Genomic DNA, 23,237 nt, shown 5'->3' with positions numbered 1-23,237 from the left:
TTTAAATACATATTGTCTAAAAGTTCATTGGTAATATAATAATACTTTTTAATGTTAATTGCAATATTGATAATTAATAGTCATATTTTATGATTATTTATCACTTATTAGTATTTTATAAATGATTAAGGATATTTATTATAAAAGATGTTATAACGTATCAAAATAATAAGAAGATGGAGAACCACCTTCTTTGACATTTAAATCATATTTTAATTTCTGTAGAAATAATTTTATGCTTGAGTACATCAACAAGTCCAATATCTGTAAGTCCAAGTTCCGGTACAGTAGGCAGTGAAATAAATGATAATGTCATAAAAGGTGCAGCTAGTGTACATCCTATCTGACGGGTAAGATTATTTAAGTGGGTAATCTCATCTATGACTGATTCCGAATCATGAGAACTCATAAGTCCTCCAATAGGGAGATTCATTTTCCCAATAACTTTTCCGTGCTTTACAAGCACAAAGCCACCTTGAATATTTTTAACTTCATTAACAGCCTGTGATATATTGTAGTCATCTGTACCTACACATACTATATTGTGATGATCATGGGATACAGAAGATGCCAGTGCTCCATCTTTAATATGAAATCCCTTTACAAATCCAATTCCAATACCTCCAGTTTTCCCATACCTTTCAACCACTGCAAGTTTTAAAATATCTTCCTGTAAATTATTTTTAATTAATCCTTCTTTGACTTCAAGTTCTTCCGTTGTCCATTTATTTATTATCTGATCTTTAATAAGTTCTATTACATTTACTTTAGTTGAATTTTTACTTTTAGATTTCATTTCAAAAGATTTTGGAGTTATTGTTTTATTGAACTTCACAGTGTTTTTTATCCAGTTTGGGTACTCAGAACTAACTTTTGATGAAATTAGCTTTCCCTGTTCTGCTACAAGTTTTCCTTCAAAAAATACCATACTCGGTTCTATATTATTTAAATCTTCCACTATTAGAATATCTGCCTTTCTTCCAGGTGTAATACTTCCTACTTCATCTTCCAGCCTAAAATGTCTAGCTGCGTTTATAGTAGCCATCTGGATGGCATTTACAGGTGGTACTCCAAGGGAAATAGCCTTATTTACATTGTAATTTATATGCCCTTCACTTTTTATATCACTGGCATGCTTGTCATCAGTGCAAAACATCAAATGCTCATAGGAAAGCTTATTTTCTACAACACCTTTTATAAGTCTCTCAACATTTCTCTCAGAACTTCCCTCCCTTATAAATACGTCCATTCCAAGTCGTATTCTCTCAAGAAGTTCTTCAAAGGACACACATTCATGATCGTCACTCATACCTGAGGCAGAGTATACATTCAGATCTCTTCCAGTTATTCCTATAGCATGCCCGTTAACTATTTTTCTTCTGCTAAGAGTAGCTTCTATTTTCTTCAAGTACTCTTCTTTTTTAAACAGTATTTTGGATGGATCAAGTTCTCCAAGGCTGATCGTCTCTTTCCAGTCAAGTGCTTCCAGGACTTCGCTTAACCCAACTACTCCTCCTGTAGTTTCAAGTCCCGGCGCCGTAGGAACTCTTGATGGAATTTCAATATAAGTTCTGTAAGGTAATTTTTCTATGGAATTTAAAAGTGCCTTGATTCCATCTATTCCACATACATTTGCAATTTCCATAAGGTCTGCACATAGAGTAGTTGTACCTTTGGGGACTATCACATCGGAAAGAGCCTCTGGAGAAAGCAGGGTAGTCTCAATATGTAAATGTGAATCAATAAAACCAGGAACAGCATATTTTCCGCCGCAATCTATAGATTTTTTTGCTTTCAGCTGAACTTCTGGATCAATGGAAACAATTCTATCATCTTTTATATAAATATTTGTATTATATATTTCACCAGAGTATACATTTACCAAATTTACATTTGAAAGTTTTAAATTGCAGGAAATTTCTCCCAGTCCACTTTGTATAAGATTTTTTATTTCAGAATAAGTTTTCAATTATTATTCCCCCAATATCCTTCATGAGTCTTCAAGATTTCATCCTTCAATTCATTAAAAGGTCCTATTACATTGATGTCCTTCTGTCCCCTTTCAAATACCTCCCTGCAGGAAAGATCAAAAGTTGGATTCTGCTCATCATTTCCTGTCTGGTTTAAAAGTTCTTTTTCCGTAAGTCCATATACTACATTTCCTACATTTCCCCAATAAATAGCTCCCGAACACATTGCACATGGCTCAAATGTAGTATATAGTGTACACTCTTTTAAAAACTCTTTTGTATATTTTTGTGATGCCCTTCTCATAAGCGAGGTTTCAGCATGTCCTGTACAATCCTTCGTTGTTATTTCTATGTTTTCCTGCTCTAGAAGTATATTACCATCTTTATCTACAAGCAGTGCTCCAAAAGGTGTATTTCCATGATCACGTGAATTCTTGGCAATTTCATTTGCTCTTCTTAGGTAATATAGATGCTTGACTCTATCCATTATATTTTTCCTCCACTTTTCCTATAAAATCTTTAAGCAAATTCAATGAAACTTTCTTTCTATAAATAGCTGTAGATCTCTGATCATCTATTGGATTTATAGAGCTTCCATAAAGTTGCAGTGCCTCATCTATATTCATTTCCTTTATTTTCTCTTCGGCTTTCTTTACTCTAACTGTAGTAGGACCAACGGAACCAAAAGCAGCATGAAATTCCTTTATTTTACCAGTTGTAACATTTGCAAATCCAGCAAAGGATATCTTTGAAATAGCGGCAGCTTTACGAGTTCCAACTTTTTTATAATAGAATAAATTGTATTCTTTTACCGGAACTTTAATGCAAGTCAATATTTCACCTTTCTTTAGGTCAGTTCTTCCCGGAGCTACTACAAAATCTTCTATGGGTATAGTCCTATTTCCAGATTTACTTTCTATTAAAAGTTTAGCTTCAAGGGCATAGAGCAGTGGAAGAATATCTGCAGCAGGAGATGCATTGCATATATTTCCTCCAAGAGTTCCTGCATTTCTTATTGCAGGAGTAGCTATATCATCTATTACTGTTTTAAAACAATCTGGTATAAGTTCGTTTTCTGCTGCCTCAGTATAAGTGCAACCTGCTCCAATATATATATAATTTTCATCACTGTTGATATTCTTTAATTCTCTTATTCCATTTATAAAAACTACATCATTTTCAAATTCAGGTACAATTCCAGGTTCAGTTCTTCGCTTTACCATGGCATCAGTTCCACCAGCTACTATAATTGCATCTTTTACACTAAGTATATCAAATGCTTCCTCAATATTTAGCGGTTTAAAACATTCCATATGTCTCTCCCCCTTTCACTTGCCAATTTTATAGCATCAATTATCATATTATATCCTGTACATCTACATATGTTGCCTGATATTCCCCTTCTTATATCATTTTCCGTAGGCGCTTCATTTTCACTTAAAAGGGCATAGGATGCCATTATCATTGCAGGTATGCAAAATCCACATTGAACAGCACCTGCCTCTTTAAAACATTGGTCAAGCAATTCAAATTCACTTGTATCCCTTAATCCTTCAATGGTCGTAACTTTACTTCCTATTACATTGGCTATGGGAACACAGCAGGAATTAATCAATTTTCCATCTATTATAACAGCACAGGCACCACATTCTCCCTGGCCACAGCCTTCTTTTACTCCAGTTAGCTTGAAATCATCTCTTAGAACATCTAGCAACCTCTTAACACCTGGAGCTTCAATTTCTACATCTTTATTATTTAAATTAAAGTTTATCTTCATTGTTCATTACCTCCATTATAGTTTCAGGTGTTATCGGTATTTCATTCAACGGCTTTCCAATGGCGTTTTCAACTGCAATGGCATATGCTGGTGCCGCTCCGTCAAAAGTCAGTTCTCCAACACTCTTTGCGCCAAAAGGTCCATTATAATAGGGCATGTTTACCAATTCACGATGTATCCTAGGAAAATCCATGGCTGTAGGAACAATATAATCTGTAAATGTAGCCTGACCAAGTTTTCCCTGTTTTGACTTTAAAACTTCCATAGAGGCATATCCAAGTCCTTGAGTTACTCCTCCATCTATCTGTCCCTTCACAATATTATCATCAATAGCATTTCCTATATCATAAACAGTCCATACACCTTTAATTGCTACTTCATAAGTAAGTGGATCCACTTCAACCTCTACTACATTAGCACCCCAGGCATAAGTGTTATATGCATCCCCTATAAACTTGTCTGCATCCCAGACTACTTCTTCCGGATGGCTGTATCTAGTTATAACTTCAAATTCATCTTTTGCACTCCATTGATCCTTTATCTTCTGAGAAGCCTCCTGTATCAGTTTTCCAACTATAAGAATGCTCCTTGAAGCTACCGTTGGTCCTGAATTAGGTACTTTATCCGTATCAGGATTGTTATATATTATTCTTTCTATTGGTATATCAATAGTTTTTGAAGCTATCTTTCTAAAAGTAGTTGCAAGTCCCTGTCCCATTTCCACATTTGATACAAGTATTTCCACAGTATCGTCCTTGTTTTTTTTCATCTTTAACTTGGTTTTTATAATATCTCTTTCACCATTTCCTGTAAAACCACCGCCATGAAAAAATACAGACATACCTATGCCTTTTAATTTATTTCCTGACATATAATCCTTGTACTTTTTCTTGTAATCAGACATTTCCTCTACTTTGTCCATAATTTTGTCCAGTAATATGTCTTCTTTAAATGTTCCTCCTGTAGGAGATTTTCTGCCTTTTTTAACATAATTCATCCTTCTGAATTTCAGTGGATCTATATTGAGTTCATTTGCCATATATTCCATAAATAACTCAACTGCAAATAATGATTGTGGAGCCCCAAATCCTCTATAAGCACCACATACAACTTTATTTGTCCTAAGAGCTGTGCCTCTGGCTTTAACATTTGCTATATCGTATACTCCGCATACTGCAAAAAGAGATCTTTGAAGTACTATATTTGAAAGTCCGAAGTAAGCCCCTCCATCCAATCTTACATTGGCATCCATTCCAATTATCTTGTAATTTTTGTCTACATAACTTTTTAATCTAACTTTAGATGGATGTCTTTTGGTGGTGGACATTATATCCTCATTTCTTTCAAATACAAGTTTTACAGGTTTTTTAACCTTATAAGCTGCTACTGCAATCTGACATCCTAAAAGTGATGGATAATCTTCCTTTCCTCCAAATCCTCCACCTGTAGTGGTCTGTCGTATCTGAACTCTATCATAATCAAGCTCCATCGCCTGAACAACTGCATCTTTTACATAGTATGGACACTGCATGGAACCATCAATGGTAATTTTTCCATTATTATAAATTCCAACAATACCTTGGGGCTCCATATATACATGTTCCTGATAACCTGTAGTATATTCATTTTCAAATACATAAGCAGCATTTTTAGATGCGGTTTCCATATCACCTTTGGAATATTTGTATTCTATGAATTTATCATCTTTTTGTGAGGCATCATCTATAGTAAAAACTCCAGGTATTTCTTCATATTTAACATTTATTTTAGATATAATATCCATTATTACTTTTTTATCTGGTCCTACTACAAGAAGTATGCCCTCTCCAATATAGTTTACTTGATCTTCTGCAAAAATTGGCCAGTCATCAAACATTACTTTTACTACATTTTTTCCAGGTACATCATTTTTATCTACAATAAAATATCCTTCTGGAATATCAGGTAAATCTATAGAAAGTATTTTAGCCTTTGCTCTATCGGATCTGAATGTTTTAGCATATAATATATCTTCATATTCTATATCAGAAAGATATCTGGCTTTTCCCGATATTTTTTCTTCTGCATCAAATCTTATTACAGAATCACTTATATTATTTTCCATAATGAATAGCTCCCTTCTTTCAACTGTGAACTGTCAATTTTGAGTTGTCAATCGTCTATACTGTTCCATAGTATCAACATCTAAAATTATGCCTCTATCTTCAACCTCAACCGGTATAAATCCTTTTGAATTTATAAAATCTCTCAAATTGTCATAGGAATTATCATATAGCAGCTGTTTTCCAATTGTCGTTTCCATAAATACAGGATGACCCTTTTTCTTTTTAAATGTGGGTATTACAATATCCTCTGATCTATTCAATAAAGTATTATACGTACTTTTATCTATCAGAGGATAATCTCCAGGTGTCAGAAAGAATTTGTCTCCTTCAAGTTTAGTTATACCTGTTTTTACAGAAGAATACATGCCCTGTTTATAATTGGAATTATATATTATCTTAACTTTATCATAATCTTTTAATATTCTCTGTATAATTTGTATCTTGTGTCCACCTATAACATATACTTTATTACAATATTGCATCATGTTCTCTACGCAATTTTCAATAATGGTTTTTCCTCTAAATGGAAGGGCCATTTTAAAAGTTTTTGCTCTTGAAGACAGCCCTGCTGCTAAAACAATGCCCTCAACCATCATAGTTTTATAGCACCGAATTTGCATTTTGTAGTACAAAGTCCACATCCAAAGCATTTTGATCTATCTATAAATGCCTTCTTGTCTGCAATTGATATAGCATCATACATACAGCTTGTCTTGCAGTTTCCACATCCTATACATTTATCTTGAATTACTGACGGAAATACAGTTTTATAAAGTGCAGACTCTCTTTTTTTCATTTTTCCTATAGTAATCCCCCTTATTTCATCAAGGGAATTATATCCATGTGAATCAAGCCACTCATCTATTTCCCGAGCAATTTTACCAAAAGCATCATGTCCATGTATTATAGCTTCTGTACAGACCTGAACGGCAGATGCTCCTGCCATTATCATCTCTATGGCATCTTTTCCAGAACTAACTCCTCCAACACCAAATACCGGAATGGATACAGCTTTACATATTTCATATACGTGTCTAAGTGCTATGGGCTTTATAGCTGAACCTGTCATCCAGCCATAGCCCAGTTGGCTTCCCATTCTTGGCAATCCAGTTTCTACATCTATGCTGAGACATGGTCCTACAGAGTTAATAGCTACGATGCCATCTGCTCCTTCACTTTCAAGCATTGATGCAAACTTTCCTACATCGGCTACCCCAGGACTTATCTTCATAAAAACAGGCTTGTCCGTATGAGCTTTTGCAGCTTCAAGTGGGCCGGTAACTGCGCGTATATCTCTTCCTACATAGTGAGCTGATATTTCATATGCATCTGCAAATTTATCCACTCTTGGAACAAGGTTTGCAATTTCATCTTCTTTGTATCCAAGCCCTACTATTATAGGTACGCCGCTCTTCCTTGAATTTTCATATTCATGTTCAATCCAATGTTCTGGAGTCAGTTCAGACCACAATTCCGTATTTAAAAATTTTTCACCAAAAGTTGCCATACATGGTTTTGGTATTTTAGCAGCCTCTGTAGATATAGTCTTGCTTACAACTCCACCTACTCCTCCTTTGGCACATTTTATTATCATTTCTGCATCTCTTGTAGGTGGACCTGCTGCTGCAATTACAGGATTTTTAAACTCTATTCCACATATATTAACACTTGTTTTTGCCATACTAAATCACTCCTTAAATTCTTTTCCACAACTTTTCAGATAAACTACGTGCTTTTGTTATAATCTTATCTTCATCTATGTTCTTCAATTTTCTATTTTCCATTATTATCTTTCCATTTATAATAGTAGATACTACATTGGAGGCACCCATCCCAAACACCAGATGACCTAATATATTATCTCCTGATACAGGTGTATAATCTTTGTAATCCACTATTATCACATCTCCAAAACATCCCTTTTCTATAGCACCTGCAGGCTTTCCAAAAAGTCTGTTTATTATTTCACCATTATTGTAAAATGCCATTTTTTCAATAGAATCCAATCCCATTGCCGAAGGATCTTTTTTTATCATCTTATGGACTACATAAGCAGTTTGGATTTCTCTAAACATGTCTGTAGTAAATCCATCTGTACCAAATCCTACAAGTACTCCTCTATCAAGCATGTAGCTTACATCTGGAAGTCCTACTGCATTATTCATATTGGATTCAGGATTGTGAACCACCATAGTATCACTATTCTTTAATATTTCAATATCATCCTTATCTATATTTACTCCATGAACGGCTATGGTTTTTTCTCCTAAAACCCCAAGATCATAGAGTCTTTTAACTACACTTTTCCTATATCTGTATTGATTTATATCTTCATCTGCCATACCTTCAGATACATGAATATGAAATCCACATCCAAGCTCCCTCTGCATTTCAACTGCCCTTTTAAAAGTTTCATCAGAAACTGTAAAAGCTGCATGAACTCCAAAAGATCCGGTTATCAAACTGTTTTTATTTTCTCTACATCTTTTTATAAAGTCATAGTTCTCCTTAAGTCCTTCTTCTGCTATTTCCATTCCATCTCTTTCAGACACTTCATAGCAGTAATTTCCTCTTACTCCAATACTTTCAAAAGCCCTGCTCAGTTCATTCAAGCTGCCTCTACAGGCATACGGACTGCAGTGATGATCTACAATAGATGTAGTTCCATGTTTAACTGCTTCAATAGCTGATACAAGTCCACTGTAATATATATCTTCCATGGACAATTTTTTATCCAATCTCCACCAGAGATTTTGAAGTATTTGAAGAAAATTTTTTGATGGATCTCCTCCAATATTCATTCCACGTGAAAAAGCACTATAGGTATGAAAATGAGAACAAACCATTCCAGGCATTATGTAATTTCCTCCAGCATCAATTTGCTCTTCATGCTCATATTTATGTTCAAGCTGTTGGCTTGGTCCAACTTCTTGTATTATTCCATCTTTTATATAAACAGCACCATTTTTTACTATGGTGTTGTATTTGTCAAATTTAAGTACACTCCCATTTTTTACAAGCATCTTTTAGCACCAACCTTTTTTCAGTTAACAGTTTGGAATTTTTCTTCTAATAAATTTTCCTCTTCCTTTTTTGCCTTTGAATTGTCCATTTTCTACTATGACTTCTCCTCTTGACATGGTTATTACAGGATAACCTTGAAGTTCAAAGTTCTCATAACATGTATAATCCACATTTTCATGAAGCATATCATTTTTTATAGTCATATTCTTCTTTGGATCTATAATGACTATATCAGCATCCGAGCCTATTTTTATATCTCCTTTTTTAGGATAAAGTCCAAATATCTTTGCAGGTTTTGTACTTGTTATATCAACAAATTTATTAATACTTATCCTCTTCTTCATAACCCCTTCTGAAAAAAGTAGTGGTAATCTGGTTTCAATTCCAGGTGCTCCATTTGGGCATTTACTAAAGTCACCTATTCCATATTGTTTTTCTTTATTGAAATTAAAAGGACAATGATCTGTAGCAACTACATCCAATGTACCATTTTCAATGTATTTCCAAAGAATATCCTGATTGAATTTCTTTCTAAGAGGTGGACTCATTATGTATTTAAGTCCTTCATTATCAGGTTTGTTATAAAGAGTTTCATCCAGGAAAAGATATTGTGGACATGTTTCTCCAAATACATTCCTTTTGTTTTTCTTTGCATTTTCTATTAATTTGGCAGCCTTTGCTGTAGAATCATGAACTATATAAAGTGGTGCATTTCCTGCAAGAGATGCCAGTGTAATCATTCTATTCACTGCTTCCTCTTCTGCCTCTTCAGGCCTGCTAAGTGCATGATATATAGGTGATTTCATTTCTCTGCTCAAATAGAAATTTCTAAAATAATTCAATATTCCATCATTTTCACAGTGAACGGCAGTAACTGCACCAAGTTCTCCCAATCTCTTCATTGTCCTTAAAATGTCCTGATCCTCAAGTTTGAAATCATATGTAAGGTATATTTTAAAACTGGTTACTCCTTCTTTCTCAACTATATATTTCATTTCATTGATTATATGATCATCTACATGCTGTATGACTCCATGAAATCCATAGTCGACTACTGCCTTATTATCTGCATATCCATGATATACATCAATTTGATGTTTTAAACTGCAGCCTTGAGGCCCAAAACCAATATGATCTACAATGGATGTAGTTCCGCCAAAGGCCGCAGCCACCGTACCCGTATAAAAATCGTCTACGGCAACTGCACTTCCTGTATGAAGATTCAGGTGGGTATGCACATCTACACCACCTGGAACTACATACATATTTGAAGCATCAATTATATTGTCTGAATCTCTTTGTATATTTTCTCCTATATCTACAATTATTCCATCTTCGATATATATGTCACCTTTCAACAACTTCTCAGAAGTCGCTATATTACCATTTTTTATTATGGTTGACATTAGGAAAGCACCTCTTTGACAATTGTATAATATCCTTCCACAGCCTTTGTAAGTTGCGATATTTCAATATATTCATTTACTGTATGAGCCAGGTTTTCCTTGGATGGTCCAAAACCTATGGTCTTTATTCCCGCCTCACCTGCATAGTGACTTCCGTTTGTGCAGAAAGAATAATGAGTTATTTCCGGATCTATTCCAGCCTTTTTAAGGCCATTGTATGCTTTTTCAACAAATTCATCTTTTCTATCATACAACCATCCAGGGAAAAATCTTTCTCCTTCAATTTCATTACCTGTATAGCATCTTTCTTTTCCCTTCGAGAAACTTACTTTAGCTTTAAATTCGGCATCTTCGCCTTCAAGTTTTTTAATAATATCCTGTATAGGCTTTAAAATACTTTCTCTTGTTTCTCCTACCAGAAGTCTTCTGTCAAAAGTTGCCCTGCAGTAATCTGGAACTACGGATGCTCCTGGATATGGGGATGATTTTATATCTGTAAGTTCAAGTATTCCATCTCCAAGGAAAGGATGAGTGCTGAGTTTAAGTTTTCGTATAGCTTCTATTAGTTTATTCATTTTATAAACTGCATTTATTCCCTTTTCAGGATTTGCTGAATGAGCAGGTTTTCCAAAAGTTTCAACTAAGATTTCCGCTCTTCCTCTCTGACCTATTTTCAAATTACAGTTTGATGCTTCTCCTATTACTACATAATCAGGTTTTACTCTTGCACTTATCTTTCTTGAAGCAACCCCTTCGAAACACTCTTCATGAACAACTCCTGCAATGTATATATCACCTTTAAACTTTCTTTTAATATCTTTTGCAAAATAAGAAACTGCACATATCATGGCACAAAGTGCACCTTTCATGTCAGAAGTTCCCCTTCCATACATCTTTCCTTCATGGATTTCAGCAGCAAAAGGAGGGTATTTCCATTCACTTTCATCAATTACAGGTACAGTATCCATATGACCGTCAAACAATATGGATTTTCCACTTTCTTCACCTTTTATATGTCCTATTATATTTCCATAATCATCTATAAAAAAATCATCAAAGCCCATGTTTTCAAATGCACTTTTTATAACATCTGCAACTCCATTTTCTTCCCCTGAATAACTTCTAGTACTTATAAGCTTTCTACACAATTCTACTGTTTCATTTTTTCTCTCTTCCGATAACATCTTTATACCCCCTGAAATATTAAATTCTTATTACGCTTCCACTTAGATCTTTGCTTCTTTTTCCATTGTCAAGTACAACATTTCCATTTATAATTACTGTATCTATTCCTTCTGGATACTGTTCAGGATCAATAAATGTACTCTTGTCAATTACAGTATCTGGTGAAAATATTACAACATCGGCCTTTTTGCCAACCTGTAGAACTCCTCTGTCCTTTATGTTGAATGTCTTTGCAGCCTTGTAAGTCATCTTGTATATTGCACCTTCAAGCGTAAGCACTTTCTTCTCTCTTACATATCTTCCAAGTATTCTTGGAAAGGTTCCATAAACTCTTGGATGCGGCTTTCCTGCAAGCAGACCATCCGTGCACACATTCTGCTCTCTTCTCTTTAGAAATTTTATTACATGTTCTTCTGTTCCGTAATAATCATACATACCTACTGCATTTTCCTCTTCATACAGTAAATCAAAAGTAGCATTATAAGGATCTCTATTTCTCATATCTGCAATTTCCACAAGATTTTTTCCTATACAATCTTTGTTCTTGTCTGTCTTTACACTAGTAACATATATGTTCTCAAAGCCAGCAAAATCTATGAAATTATCCCATCCTGGAATTCCATTTTTTATATCGTCAATCATTTTCTTTCTAAGATCATTATCTTCCAATCTTTTAAGTAATTTATCAGTTCCACCATCGTGAACCCATCCAGGAAGAACCACACCAAGCATTGTACTTCCTGCAGAGTATGGATACTGATCATAGGATACCCTTAATCCTTCCTTTTCAGCCTCATCTAGAAGTTCCGCCATCTTGTCAACCTTATCCCAATTTTTCTTTCCACATACTTTGAAATGTGAAAAATGAATCTTGACTCCACTTTCCCTTCCAATTTTTATTATTTCCTTCATGGAATTTACTATATCATCAGCTTCACTTCTCTGATGAACTACAAATATCTTGTCCTGCTCTGCCGCCACCTTGCAAATCTCTATTAATTCATTTACTTCACTGTATGCACATGGCATATATATAAGTCCCGAGGAAATACCTATAGCTCCTTCCTTCAATTCTCTTTCGGTTATGTCTTTCATCTTTTGAATGTCTTCCCTGGTCAATGGCCTATTTTCAAGACCTACAGCTTCCATTCTTATATTTCCATGTGGAACAAGATAAGATACATTTGTTGCAGTTTTATTTTTTTCAAGAAGTTTCAAATATCCTTTGGTATCTTTCCAATCCCATTTAAGCTTGGTACTGTCGCCATCAAGTCCGGCTATATTTTTTCTCCATGGACTTATGTATTTTTCAGGTATAGGTGCTGTAGACACTCCATCCTGTCCCAGTACCTCAGTAGTTATACCCTGTCTAACTTTTGGTTCCACATATGGGTCAAGAAGTATCTGTACGTCTGAATGACTGTGAGTATCTATAAAACCAGGACATACAACTTTTCCATTTGCATCTATTACAGTATCAAATTTGCCTCCTATATTCTTTCCTATGCAACTTATAATTTCATTTTTAATTACAATGTCCGCTTTATATTGTGATGAACCTGTTCCATCTACAATAATCCCATTTTTTATAAGTACACTACTCATAGCTTGGACATCTCCCATCCCATACTACTTCTCTATATCCATCTGGATATGTATCTCCTTCAGTACTTATGATCAAGACTTTCGAGTTGCTGTCAAGCTTTAATTTTTCTTTGACATCCTTGAACTTTTCTCTTTGGAGTATAAGACTTAAAAGTCCCATTCCAACTGCTCCTGATTCACCTGATATTACCTGATCATCGCCTGGTAATGGATTTCCAAGTATCCTCATACCTCTTGCAGATACATAATCTCCACAGGAAACATATGCATTTGCATAGTCTCTGAGTATTTTCCATGAAATAGTATTAGGTTCACCGCATGCAAGTCCTGCCATAATGGTTTCCATATCCCCTGTTACAGGATGAATTTTACCATCTCCGCTTGATGCTGATTTAAAAATGCATGCTGCTGTATTTGGCTCTACTATAATAGATATAGGTCTGTCTTCTCTGTAAAGATTAGTAAAGTATCCAAGTATTGATCCTGCGAAAGATCCAACTCCTGCCTGAAGAAATACATGAGTTGGCTTTTCAGCTCCCATATCTTGAAGCTGCGAAATTATTTCATCGGTTATAGTAGTATATCCCTGCATTATCCATGTGGGAATATGTTCATATCCATCCCATGCAGTATCCTGAACCATGATTCCACCTATTTTGTCTGCTACACTTTTGGCATATCTTACAGCATCATCATAATTCATATCTGTTATACTTGCTTCTGCGCCTTCTTTTCTTATATTTTCAAGTCTGTCTTTGGCAGATCCCTTAGGCATATATACTATGGATTTGTATCCAAAATTTTTAGCTGCCCATGCTACTCCTCTACCATGATTTCCATCAGTTGCAGTTACAAAAGTTATGTCTCCTATTTTATCTTTTATTTCTTTTGATTTAAGCATTTCAAAACTTGCATCTTCTATATCAATACCAAGTTTTTCACAAATACAATTGCTAACTGCATAAGCGCCTCCCAATGATTTAAAAGCATTTAAGCCAAATCTTTTTGATTCATCCTTAATGTAAATTTTATCTATTCCAAGATATTTTGCTAAATTATTCAAGCTGTGAAGTGGTGTAACTTTGTAATTTGGAAATGTTTCAAAGAATTTTCTTACAGTACCGATAGACTCTTTAGACAAGAAATCCGTATTGCTTATATCTGATATTTTATCTCCTGAATTGGGATTATACTTAAATTTTATTTCACTTAACATAGTTATCGAGTCCTCTCTCTTATTTAATTTTTCTTTCAAATACCCCAGATTTCCCTCCACTTTTTTTCATGAGCATTATATCTTTGACAACCATCCCCCTGTCAATAGCTTTGCACATATCATATATAGTTAGAGCTGCAGCTGAAACTGCAGTTAATGCTTCCATTTCAACACCTGTCTGTCCTGTATTTTTCACTGTGGATTTTATTTTAATTGAGTTGTCATCAAAATTCATGGAGAATTCTATATCACAACCGGAAATAAAAATTGGATGGCACATAGGTATTATATTGGATGTATTTTTTGCAGCCATTATACCAGCTACTTGTGCTACAGCCAATACATCTCCTTTTTTTATACTTCCATTTTTTATTCTATTCAAAGTTTCACTTTTCATGAATACGTGCCCTACTGCTGCAGCACTTCTTTCAGTTTCACCCTTAGAACTTACATCAACCATCTTAGCTCTTCCCTGATCATTTATATGAGTTAAATTCAATTGAATCACCTTCCTTTACAGTAAGTACAGTTTGGATAATGACATTCACTGCATGATCTACACAATCCTCCAAGTGACAATTTTATAAAGAAATCCCTGTCAGGTTTTTCATTACACAACAACATAGGTAATACTTTGTCAAATAAAGTTATCTTGTTGTATATTGCAGCTGTTGGTATACCTACTATAGGAATTTTATTTCTATATGCAAGCATAAACATATTTCCTGGTTGAACTGGAGCTCCATGTGTAATAACTTCATTAGATGCTCTAATTATAGAAATTGGAGTCAAATCATCTTCATCTACAGACATTCCACCTGTACAAATGACTATATCCGCTCCTTGTTCCACAGATCTTATAATCTGACTTTCAATTAATTTATCATCATCAGGAAGCTTTAAAGTTCTAACTATACTGCTCCCGTAATATTCAATTTTAGGTTTCAATGTATCGTAAAATGCATCTTCAATAAGTCCTTTAAATACTTCATTTCCAGTAATAATAAGATGTATTTTTTTCTTTAAAAATGGCTTTACAGAAAATAACTTTCCAAAGCTGCATATACCTTCAAGTTTTTTTATGTTTATCTTTTTAGTAAACATTGGTATTATTCTACATGATGCAATTTTTTCACCTTCTGAAACTATTATATTATCATATACAGTAGTTATTGATATATCTTCAATTCTATTTAGTTCATATAATTTTTCCCTGTCTATCTTAATAAGTCCAGATCTTTTGGAGTGTATATTAAGCTTTCCCTCTTTGATATCACTAAAATCAAATTCTCTACTATTACATATGGCATTTCCAATCCTTAGGGCACTATCATCCTCATGTATAAAACCTGGTTTGTCTTCATATACATATATATTTTCCTTGCCCATCTTTTCAAGTATGCTTAAATCGTCTTCCGTTATTATATGACCCTTTTTAAAAGCAACACCTTTAGACTTGCCAGGTATAATTCTAGTCATATCGTGACATATAGACATTCCTACAGCATCCTTCGCTTTTATCTTTTTCATAAAATTCACCTCGACTATAATGTCTTGTCATTTATAGCAAAAGAACTATGTAATTCTATATTTTGAGATCTTTTCTGTATCAATTCAGCCACAATACTTACTGCAATTTCTTCTGGAGTTTCAGATCCTATTTCAATTCCAATCGGAATAAATATCCTGCCTAGAGCCTTATCATCAAATCCATCATCCTTTAATTTGTTGAAAAATTCTAGTTTTTTTCTCTTGCTTCCCATACCGCCAATATAGTAAGCCCTGGTCTTTAGTGCCTGTTTCAGAACTATCAAATCACTTTTATGTCCGCGTGTAACTATTATAATATAGCTTCTATCATCTATATCCAAACTATCCATACAATTTTTAAAGTCATCCAGGACTAGTATTTTGTCCGCTTCAGGAAATTTATTCTTGTTTGCAAATTCAGCTCTATCATCTATTACAATTGTATTAAAATCAACCATGCTGGTTAATTTTGCAATTTGCTGTGATACATGTCCTGCTCCAAATATAAATACATTCTCCTTTACCAAAACTGGTTCTACAATAATTAATTCGTTATTGATTTTAACAGATTTAAGCTTTCTTAAATTATCCTCAATTATATTATATACATATTTATTATGTGTAAATTTATTAAAAATAAATTTACCATCTCTGTACAAATCATATTTTACACTATTAATTTCAGTATCAATTGAAGTTACTATATAGCAGGACTTTAAGCTGTTAATAGAGTTTGTGACTTCTCTATAGAGTTCAATACATTCAGTGTTTTTACTAGACAGATATTCAATAATAACTTCAACTTCTCCTCCACATATCATATCCGTATCACGTACTCCATTTAAATCAAATTTCATTACCAAATTCTCTTTTTTCTCAAATACCTTTGAAGAAGCTTCTATAACCTGTGCTTCAAGTCTTCCACCCCCAATAGTTCCATAAATACTTTTGTCCTTGAAAATAATCATTTTAGCTCCCGAAGTTCTTGGAGATGATCCCTCGCTGGTATATATTGTAGCTGTTAAAATTGATTTATCCTGAGTTAAATATTTATAAATATTTTTATAAATATCATTCATATAATCCTCTCCTTAACGTTCTTCCCTAAAGTAAGGGGTACCAAGTGATTTAGGTGGAGCATTTTTGTTTGATTTCTTCATATATACAAACACAAGTATTGCAATAGTCACTATATAAGGAAGCATATCTATAAAATACTGTGAAACAATCATATTTTTCATTCTAAAGCTTATTATATCAAGTCCGCCAAAGAGATATGATGCAAAAATAGCTTTATATGGATTCCATGCTGCAAATACTACCAATGCTACTGCAATCCATCCTCTTCCTGCTGTAACATTATCCTGCCAACTTGGAACATAAGCTAGTGATAAATATGCACCACCAAGACCACAAAGTGCTCCTCCAATGAGTATATGTACATATTTATACAGATTTACATTTATACTAGCTGCATCTGCTGCAGCTGGATTTTCTCCTACAGCCTTAAGATTTAATCCTCTATAGGTTCTGTAAAAATAAATTCCCATAACAATTGCAGCTATATATCCAAGATATACTAAAACATCCTGTTTGAAAAAAATAGGTCCGATAAACGGTATATGTGAAAGTCCCGGTATATTTAAAGGTTGAAAAAATTGACTAACATGAGCTGGTACGTTTTTGCCAACTATATTTCTGCCTACAAAATTTGAAAATCCAGTACCAAATATGGATATAGCCAATCCTGAAACCGTCTGATTTGCTCTTAAATTAACTGTTAAAACAGTATATATAAGTACGCCAAGTGCTCCTGCTATCATTGCTGCCAAAATGGCCATTCCAGGATTTCCGGTTTTATATCCTATACTAAATCCCATAACTGCACCCATAAGCATCAATCCCTCAACTCCAAGGTTTAAGTTTCCTGCCTTTTCAGTTAGAATTTCTCCTAGTGTTGCAAAAAGAAGAGGAGTTCCTGCAACTACAGCTGCTGCTAAAAAACTAATTACTGCATCCATTATTTACACCTCATTTACGACTTTATTTTTTTCTTCATTATTTTCTTCGCCTTTTGAAAATCTATATCTAATGAAGAATTCGCTTCCAAGTACAAAGAATAAAATTACCGCCTGAAGTAGTGATGATACTGAATCAGGTATACCAAATGCTGTCTGGATAAATGATCCGCCCTGTAAAAGTGCTGCAAATAAAACTGATACTACAATACTTATAACAGGATTTAAATTTGCTATCCATGCTATTATTATTCCTGTATATCCAACGCCTCCCGTTATTTCAGTAGATAGAGTCTGTTCTACTGCTGAAGCCTGTATTACTCCTGTTATTCCACAAAATACAGCACTTAATACTATTGCAATAAGAGTAGTTCTCTTTATATTCATTCCTGCATATTTAGCAGTATTTTCACTTTCACCAATTACAGAAATCTCATAGCCTGTTTTAGTATGATTCAAAAATACAGCTACAAATACTGCAAGTACTATTAAAATTATCCATCCAATATGAATTCCGAAAACACTTGGTAAAACCGCATTGAGAGAAAAATTAGGCATTTTGGGAAATCCCAGGGAACCCGGATCTTTCCAAGGTCCATATTGAAGGTATGTTATAAATTTTAATGCAATATAGTTCATCATAAGTGTTGTTATAGTTTCATTTGCTCTCCACTTTACTCTAAAGAAACCAGGTATAAATCCCCATATTCCACTGAATAACGCTCCACTTAAAAACATCAAAGCAATAAGTGCCGGCATTGGCATATTCGGAAAGTGAAATGCAACAAGAGCTGCTCCAAATCCTCCCATTATTATCTGTCCTTCACCGCCTATATTATAGTATTTAAGTTTAAGGGCTACTGTAATTCCAAGTGCAGTGATTCCAAGTGGTATTGCTGCAACTATAGTCTGTCTTATTGAATTTGCACTTCCAAATGCCCCCTTAAACATGGAAATGTAAACTGCTATCGGATTGCACTTAAGTGTTACAAATAAAATCCCCATTACAATAAAAGCCAGTACTATAGCAATTATTCTTATAGATACTTCTTGTTTTTTACTTATGTCCTGTCTTTTAACAAATTTCATTTTCATAAACTTCATCACCTTTGTAATTATTACCAAGCATTTTATAACCGATAATTTCCTTTGTAGCTTTCTCACTTTCAAAATTTCCTGTTATTTCACCTGAATGCATAACTATGATTCTGTCACATAGATTCAATAGTATGTCCAAATCTTCTCCAACAAACAGTACTCCTGTACCCTTCTCTTTTTCTTTATTTACCAGATTGTAAATAGTATAGCATGTATTTATATCAAGGCCTCTTACAGGATATCCCATTAAAAGTAGTTTAGGATTTAACCCAAGTTCTCTTCCTAAAAGTATTTTCTGTATATTTCCTCCAGATAGATTTTTGATTGGATAATGTATGTTTGGAGTTTTTACATCCAGATCATCTTTAATCTTCTGGGATTCCTTTTCCATATCATCTTTCTTTAAAATATAACCTTTTTTGTCCTTATAATGTTTTAAAAGGACATTGTCTACCATATCCATGGCTCCTACTAGTCCCATGCCAAGTCTATCTTCAGGTACAAAACCTATTCCCATATTTTCTTTTGCAAGCTTTGCACTATCTTTACAGGTTATATCTTTTCCTTCGAACTCAATTTTACCACTTGATATTTTTGTAACTCCAGCTATAGCTTCGCAGAGTTCCTTTTGCCCACACCCTGAAATTCCTGCAATACCTACTACTTCACCCTCATGTATCTCAAAATTTATATTTTTAAGTACAGAAATGTTCGAATCATTTACTAAATTCAAATCTGAAACTTTCAAAATAGTTTTTCCAATAGTTGTATTTGACCTTTTTATTGCCAGATCTACATGATACCCTATCATTTTATCCACTAATTCCTTAGGTGTAGTATCTTCTTTTTTTACAGTTTCAACAGATTCACCTTTTCTAAGTATGGTAATACTATCTGCTACCTCCATAACTTCATCCAGTTTGTGAGTTATAAAGATAATGGAACATCCTTCTTTTTTCATTCTGTTCATCAAATCAAATAACTTTTTAGTTTCCTGGGGAGTAAATACTGCTGTTGGTTCATCCAAAATAAGAATATCAGCACCTCTGCATAATACTTTTAATATTTCAAGATTTTCTCTCTCTCCTACAGACATATCATAAACATATTTGTTTAAATCCACATCAAAGCCATATTTATCTTGTATCTTCTGAATTTTTTTCAATTCCTGGTCATAATTCAAGAAGAATTTCTTTTTATTTCCCAAAAGAATATTTTGTATGGCAGTCATGGACTCTATAAGTTTAAAATGTTGATATATCATTCCTATACCAGATTTTATAGCATCGGTAGGTGATTTGAACCTAGCTTCCCTGCCATGTATAAAAATTGAACCGCCATCAGGAATATAAATTCCTGACAACATGTTCATAAGAGTACTCTTTCCTGCACCATTTTCTCCTAACAGTGCATGTATTTCTCCACCTTTAACATTAAAATTAATATTATTGTTTGCAACAACATCGCCAAACTTTTTAGTTATATTTTTCATGCTTAAATAACATTCTTTATTCAAAAGGATACACTTCCTTCCTATTTTTCATTTACACCATTTATTCCTTGTACAAACCAATCTATCTTTTCAAGATAAGCATCATCTAAAACTTGTCCTTGCTTAACTTTCAATTCACCTTTTTGATCTTTAATAGGTCCTTCAAATATCTTCAATTTACCTGAAATTATATCTTCCTTTGCTTTTGCTACAGCTGCTTCTCCTCCTGCAGGTGCACTTTCCTTCCTAATTGGTGCAAGGTCAACAGCTCCTGATTCAAGACCTTTCAACCATTTTTGAGATTTCCACTTTCCTGCTATGATATCGTTCATCTGTTCCTTGTAGTATACATCCCAGTGATAAATAGGTGCAGTCATATACATCTTTGGATCTGCATTTTTCTTGTCCCTGTCAAATCCTATACCTGCAAGTCCCTTCTCTTGAGCTGGATCCAATGCTGATGTAGTATTTTGTTCTTCACTTATAACGTCATTTCCCTGGTCAACGAGTGCCTTTCCTGCTTCCTTTTCCTTTGCAGGATCATACCATGTATGAGTCCATTTTACATTTACTACAGCTTTTTTATTTACAGATTGTACTCCTAATGCAAAAGCATCGATTTGCCTATATAACTCTGGTATTGGCATAGATCCTACCACACCTATTTTGTTTGTCTTTGTTTTCATTCCAGCAAGTATACCACTTAAATATGTTGCTTGATAGTATTTAGCAAAATATGCTCCCATATTGTCTGCTGTCTTGTATCCTGCATTATGTAGGAATATTATGTCTGGATGTTTTTTTGCTTCCTGGTATACATAGTCCATATATCCAAAACTTGCAGCTATAATTACATTACATCCCTGGCTGATCATATCTTCTATAACAGGTTGTACTTTCTGTGATTCAGGTACATTTTCCTTGTATATAGTCTTTATTCCCATCTTTTCAATAGCCAGTCTTCCATCATTGTGGGCATCAACCCATCCACCATCACCTAAACTTCCACTATAGATAAATCCAACTTTAATCTTGTCCTTATCTATCTTTTTACCTTGCGAAGTAGTAGTTACTCCGGTAGAGCTTGTCTTTGACGATGAACATCCTGCAAATAATCCTGTAATAACAACGAGTGCAAGTAAAAATACAAGTATTCTCTTCTTTTTCATTATTAGGTCCCCCTTGATATTTAATATGAATTTTATATTACTATTGATTTCATGCAACAAATTTTTTAAGTACATGTAATATACAATCATATTATTAATAAGTATTAAGTATTTTTATGTTTTTATAGAATAATTTTAATAAAATTATCATTATTGTTATAATAATATATTATTATAATAAATTATTATTATAATAAGTATTATAATTGCGAATTTAAAATAATGCAATAGATAAAATACAAATTTATTAATATTTTTTGATTTATATATGATAAATCTTATGATAACGTATATATTTATATGATTATATCATTTTTTTACATATTTAAATATGATTTTCATTAGTTATCAATCTTATCGATGTTTTTCTTTATTTTCTGAAAAAGCATTTTTTGTATCTTTAAATTTCATAAATGTAAAAAATTTATAATAAAAATGCTAGAAATATTTATTCTAGCATTTTTATCATTGACATTTTTATTTTTCATTTGCTCCATTTATTCCTTGTACAAACCAGTCTATTTTTTGAAGATAAGCATCATCTAGCGATTGTCCGGCTTTAACTTTCAATTCACCTTTTTGATCTTTAATAGGGCCTGCATATACCTTCAATTTACCCGAACTTATATCTGCCTTGGCTTTTGCTACAGCTTCTTTTGCTCCTGCTGGTGCACTTTGATCTCTGATTGGTGCAAGATCAACAACTCCTGATTCAAGACCTTTCAACCAACTCTGTGATTTCCACTTTCCAGCAATTAAGTCATTGATCTGTTCTTTGTAATATACACTCCAGTTATAAACAGGTGCAGTCATATACATCTTTGGATCTGCATTTTTCTTGTCCCTGTCAAATCCTATACCTGCAAGCCCCTTTTCTTGGGCAGCATCCAATGCTGATGTAGTATCCTGTTCTTCACTTATAACATCATTTCCCTGATCAACAAGTGCTTTGCCTGCCTCTTTTTCTTTTGCAGGATCATACCATGTGTGAGTCCATTTCACATTTACTACAGCTTTTTTATTTACTGATTGCACTCCTAAAGCAAATGCATTGATTTGTCTATATAGTTCTGGTATTGGCATAGACGCTACTACACCTATTTTGTTTGTCTTTGTTTTCATTCCAGCTACTATACCACTTAGATAAGTTGCTTCATACAATCTTCCAATATACACTCCCATATTGTCTGCCGTCTTGTATCCAGTATTATGTAAGAATATTATATCCGGATGCTTCTGTGCTTCCTTATACATATAATCCATATATCCAAAACTTGTACCAATAATTACATTGCATCCCTGGTTTATCATGTCCTCTATAACTGTCTGTACTTTCTGTGACTCAGGCACGTTTTCCTTGTAAATAGTTTTTATTCCCATCTTCTCAAGAGCCAGTCTCCCATCATTGTGTGCATCATTCCATCCACCGTCACCTACAGCTGCAAGATAGATAAATCCAACTTTAATCTTGTCCTTATCTATTTTTTTACCCTGTGAAGTAGTAGTTATTCCTGTAGAACTTGTCTTGGATGACGAACACCCTGCAAACAGTCCTGTGATAACAACAAGCATAAGTAAAAATGTAAGTATTTTTTTCTTTTTCATAGATAGTCCCCCCAATTTAATAATATATTATTAAATT

General features: G+C 33.8%; 20 protein-coding genes. All 20 read right to left on the bottom strand.

Going from position 1 to position 23,237, the window contains the following annotated elements:
- Positions 1–205: 205 nt before the first annotated feature.
- A complete protein-coding gene (gene ade / locus KM800_RS12570) occupies positions 206–1,969 on the bottom strand; it encodes an adenine deaminase (protein WP_217813398.1) in 1,764 nt (587 codons plus the stop codon).
- Complete coding sequence (locus tag KM800_RS12565) at positions 1,966–2,457, bottom strand: nucleoside deaminase (RefSeq protein WP_217813397.1); 492 nt, start codon at positions 2,455–2,457, stop codon at positions 1,966–1,968. The genes ade and KM800_RS12565 overlap by 4 nt, the downstream gene beginning before the upstream one ends.
- Positions 2,450–3,283: an FAD binding domain-containing protein gene (locus KM800_RS12560; RefSeq protein ID WP_217813396.1), complete on the bottom strand. Its 834-nt coding sequence runs from the start codon at positions 3,281–3,283 to the stop codon at positions 2,450–2,452. Before KM800_RS12560 ends, KM800_RS12565 begins: the two co-directional genes overlap by 8 nt.
- The gene (locus tag KM800_RS12555; RefSeq protein WP_217813395.1) at positions 3,262–3,747 is read right to left on the bottom strand and encodes a (2Fe-2S)-binding protein; all 486 of its coding nucleotides are present in this window, start codon (positions 3,745–3,747) and stop codon (positions 3,262–3,264) included. Before KM800_RS12555 ends, KM800_RS12560 begins: the two co-directional genes overlap by 22 nt.
- Entirely contained in the window at positions 3,731–5,851 is a 2,121-nt protein-coding gene (locus KM800_RS12550) for a xanthine dehydrogenase family protein molybdopterin-binding subunit (protein WP_217813394.1), read from the bottom strand. The genes KM800_RS12555 and KM800_RS12550 overlap by 17 nt, the downstream gene beginning before the upstream one ends.
- 33 nt (positions 5,852–5,884) lie before the next feature.
- Positions 5,885–6,448: a nucleotidyltransferase family protein gene (locus KM800_RS12545; RefSeq protein ID WP_017753086.1), complete on the bottom strand. Its 564-nt coding sequence runs from the start codon at positions 6,446–6,448 to the stop codon at positions 5,885–5,887.
- The gene (locus tag KM800_RS12540; RefSeq protein WP_217813393.1) at positions 6,445–7,533 is read right to left on the bottom strand and encodes a 4Fe-4S binding protein; all 1,089 of its coding nucleotides are present in this window, start codon (positions 7,531–7,533) and stop codon (positions 6,445–6,447) included. The genes KM800_RS12545 and KM800_RS12540 overlap by 4 nt, the downstream gene beginning before the upstream one ends.
- Positions 7,534–7,546: 13 nt before the next feature.
- Positions 7,547–8,875 (bottom strand): putative aminohydrolase SsnA, encoded by a 1,329-nt coding sequence (gene ssnA / locus KM800_RS12535; RefSeq protein ID WP_217813392.1) that lies wholly within the window; start codon positions 8,873–8,875, stop codon positions 7,547–7,549.
- 24 nt (positions 8,876–8,899) lie between these two features.
- Positions 8,900–10,282 carry a dihydropyrimidinase gene (gene hydA / locus KM800_RS12530; protein ID WP_217813391.1) on the bottom strand — a complete coding sequence of 461 codons (1,383 nt, stop codon included), beginning with the start codon at positions 10,280–10,282 and terminating at the stop codon, positions 8,900–8,902.
- On the bottom strand, positions 10,282–11,466 hold the full coding sequence (locus tag KM800_RS12525) for a YgeY family selenium metabolism-linked hydrolase (RefSeq protein WP_217813390.1): 1,185 nt from the start codon (positions 11,464–11,466) through the stop codon (positions 10,282–10,284). The genes hydA and KM800_RS12525 overlap by 1 nt, the downstream gene beginning before the upstream one ends.
- 19 nt (positions 11,467–11,485) lie before the next feature.
- Positions 11,486–13,072 (bottom strand): N-acyl-D-amino-acid deacylase family protein, encoded by a 1,587-nt coding sequence (locus KM800_RS12520; protein WP_217813389.1) that lies wholly within the window; start codon positions 13,070–13,072, stop codon positions 11,486–11,488.
- The gene (gene dpaL, locus KM800_RS12515) at positions 13,065–14,288 is read right to left on the bottom strand and encodes a diaminopropionate ammonia-lyase (protein ID WP_217813403.1); all 1,224 of its coding nucleotides are present in this window, start codon (positions 14,286–14,288) and stop codon (positions 13,065–13,067) included. The genes KM800_RS12520 and dpaL overlap by 8 nt, the downstream gene beginning before the upstream one ends.
- Before the next feature lie 19 nt (positions 14,289–14,307).
- Positions 14,308–14,787: a cyclic pyranopterin monophosphate synthase MoaC gene (gene moaC, locus KM800_RS12510; protein ID WP_217813388.1), complete on the bottom strand. Its 480-nt coding sequence runs from the start codon at positions 14,785–14,787 to the stop codon at positions 14,308–14,310.
- A gap of 5 nt (positions 14,788–14,792) precedes the next feature.
- The gene (locus tag KM800_RS12505) at positions 14,793–15,818 is read right to left on the bottom strand and encodes a molybdopterin-binding protein (protein ID WP_217813387.1); all 1,026 of its coding nucleotides are present in this window, start codon (positions 15,816–15,818) and stop codon (positions 14,793–14,795) included.
- Positions 15,819–15,832: 14 nt separating this feature from the next.
- Positions 15,833–16,897 carry an XdhC family aldehyde oxidoreductase maturation factor gene (locus KM800_RS12500; RefSeq protein ID WP_217813386.1) on the bottom strand — a complete coding sequence of 355 codons (1,065 nt, stop codon included), beginning with the start codon at positions 16,895–16,897 and terminating at the stop codon, positions 15,833–15,835.
- 12 nt (positions 16,898–16,909) lie between these two features.
- Positions 16,910–17,839, bottom strand: a complete 930-nt coding sequence (locus KM800_RS12495) for an ABC transporter permease (protein ID WP_217813385.1) — start codon at positions 17,837–17,839, stop codon at positions 16,910–16,912.
- A gap of 3 nt (positions 17,840–17,842) precedes the next feature.
- On the bottom strand, positions 17,843–18,931 hold the full coding sequence (locus KM800_RS12490) for an ABC transporter permease (RefSeq protein ID WP_217813384.1): 1,089 nt from the start codon (positions 18,929–18,931) through the stop codon (positions 17,843–17,845).
- The gene (locus KM800_RS12485) at positions 18,912–20,450 is read right to left on the bottom strand and encodes an ABC transporter ATP-binding protein (RefSeq protein ID WP_217813383.1); all 1,539 of its coding nucleotides are present in this window, start codon (positions 20,448–20,450) and stop codon (positions 18,912–18,914) included. The genes KM800_RS12490 and KM800_RS12485 overlap by 20 nt, the downstream gene beginning before the upstream one ends.
- Before the next feature lie 17 nt (positions 20,451–20,467).
- Complete coding sequence (locus KM800_RS12480; RefSeq protein WP_217813382.1) at positions 20,468–21,595, bottom strand: BMP family ABC transporter substrate-binding protein; 1,128 nt, start codon at positions 21,593–21,595, stop codon at positions 20,468–20,470.
- Between the two features lie 477 nt (positions 21,596–22,072).
- Positions 22,073–23,200 carry a BMP family ABC transporter substrate-binding protein gene (locus KM800_RS12475; protein WP_217813381.1) on the bottom strand — a complete coding sequence of 376 codons (1,128 nt, stop codon included), beginning with the start codon at positions 23,198–23,200 and terminating at the stop codon, positions 22,073–22,075.
- Positions 23,201–23,237 lie beyond the last annotated feature (37 nt).

This window comes from Clostridium tyrobutyricum (genome assembly GCF_019144085.1).
Classification (GTDB): Bacteria; Bacillota; Clostridia; order Clostridiales; family Clostridiaceae; genus Clostridium_B; species Clostridium_B tyrobutyricum_A.
The sequence above is the reverse complement of the archived record's forward strand: the minus strand, read 5'-3'. Positions and strand labels throughout refer to the sequence as shown.